This window comes from Guptibacillus hwajinpoensis, assembly GCF_001039475.1.
Taxonomy (GTDB): domain Bacteria; phylum Bacillota; class Bacilli; order Bacillales; family Guptibacillaceae; genus Guptibacillus; species Guptibacillus hwajinpoensis.
In genome coordinates, this window is sequence record NZ_LELK01000010.1 from 1 (window position 1) to 1469 (window position 1469).

1 protein-coding gene is annotated in these 1469 nt (G+C 37.1%); it reads right to left on the reverse strand.

Features of this window, described 5'->3' with window-relative positions:
* Positions 1-38: 38 nt before the first annotated feature.
* Positions 39-1369, reverse strand: a protein-coding gene (locus tag AB986_RS21925) for an IS3 family transposase (RefSeq protein ID WP_407921929.1) whose coding sequence is annotated in 2 segments (ribosomal slippage) — positions 39-958 and positions 958-1369 — 1332 coding nt in all. Because the reading frame shifts where the segments join, the coding sequence is not laid out codon by codon here.
* Between the last annotated feature and the right edge of the window lie 100 nt (positions 1370-1469).

The following is a 1469-nucleotide window of genomic DNA, read 5'->3' on the forward strand; positions in this document are numbered from 1 at the left end:
TAAACTGTACCCTTTGTAAAGGACACTTTAAAAAAGGGTTAGGCTGACCTAAGGAGATGATTCCTGTATTCAACAGGGGTCATCTTCTTTAGGTTCCATTGATAACGGTAGTAATTATAGTAAGTCATGTAGCTTTTAACTTCTCGTTTTAATTCTTCAAGAGATACACAATGTTTAATAGAGGTTTCGCCTTTAAAGTGACCAAAGAAAGACTCTTGAGGCGCATTGTCCCAACAGTTTCCTCGTCTTGACATTGATTGACTTAACCTATATTTCTTCACTAGCCTTTGAAAGATTGGGCTCGTATAATGGAAGCCCTGATCTGAGTGAATAAACGCATCCTTAGCTAACTTAACTTTTCTGTTGTTTTTTAGTTTGAGTAGCGTATCTGTGGCGAGATCTAATGTAATTTGATCCGATACATTGTAGGCAAGGATTTCGTTTGTTGATCCATCTTTTATGGTAGAGAGATACGCTTTTTTACCTTTGCCATAAAACAAATAAGTGATATCAGTAAGTAACACTTTTCCAGGTATATTCTGTTTGAATTGTCTGTTTAATAAGTTGGGTGAAACAGCGTGCTCACTTGTTGCTTTAGCCATTCTTCTATAGGGATTTGCTCTTCTGAGTGGGCATATAATGTCATACTTCTTCATGATCCTTCGTATGCGTTTTAGATTGTATACAGTTTGAAATTGACCCTTTAGTGTCATTTTAATCTGGCGAGCGCCTTTCTTCCGTCTTTTAAATTGATACGCTTTTAAAATTAAATCTCTGACAACTTCGTCTTGTTTATCACGTTGTTCTCTTCGCACCTGAGCTTTCTCGGAGAAGTAATGATAATAACCGGATCGAGAAATCCCACACAAAGTACACAAATAACTCACCATGTTCTTTAGCTTGAATTTTTTTATCACAGATTTAATAAGAAGATATTTCTGTTGCGCAGTTAGTCCTCGTCCTTTTTCCCCCTCTCCATCATCTCGAGCTTTTTTAGTAACTCATTTTCTGCTTTTAATAGGTTATTCTGAGCCTCCAAACGTTTATATTTCTCTTCTAATGTAAGTTCACGATTCATTGACCTTCCTGAATTCACTTTACGGTTATCTCGAAGACCATCAAGCCCATTTTCCTTGTAAGCAGCTCGCCATCTATCCGCAGAGGATTTCATCCGTCTGGCACCTAATACCTCACTATCAAAACCACACTCTTCGAAGATTTGTCTTGGGAATTTTCCGTTCTCATCCTCGGTTATAAAGAGGCGTTTAAATTCGTCTGTATAGGTTATCCCGTTCTTACTTACGGCTTTCACATACTTATTAGTAGATAATTGTTTCACTTCTTGTTTAGAAAATAACTTTTTCCCCATCGTGAACCAGTCCCCAATTGTTTTGTTTCTTCCAGTATACAAAAAAGCACCCTATAGAGAGACCTTTTTTCAAAGTGTCTAATCTATAGGGTACAGTTTA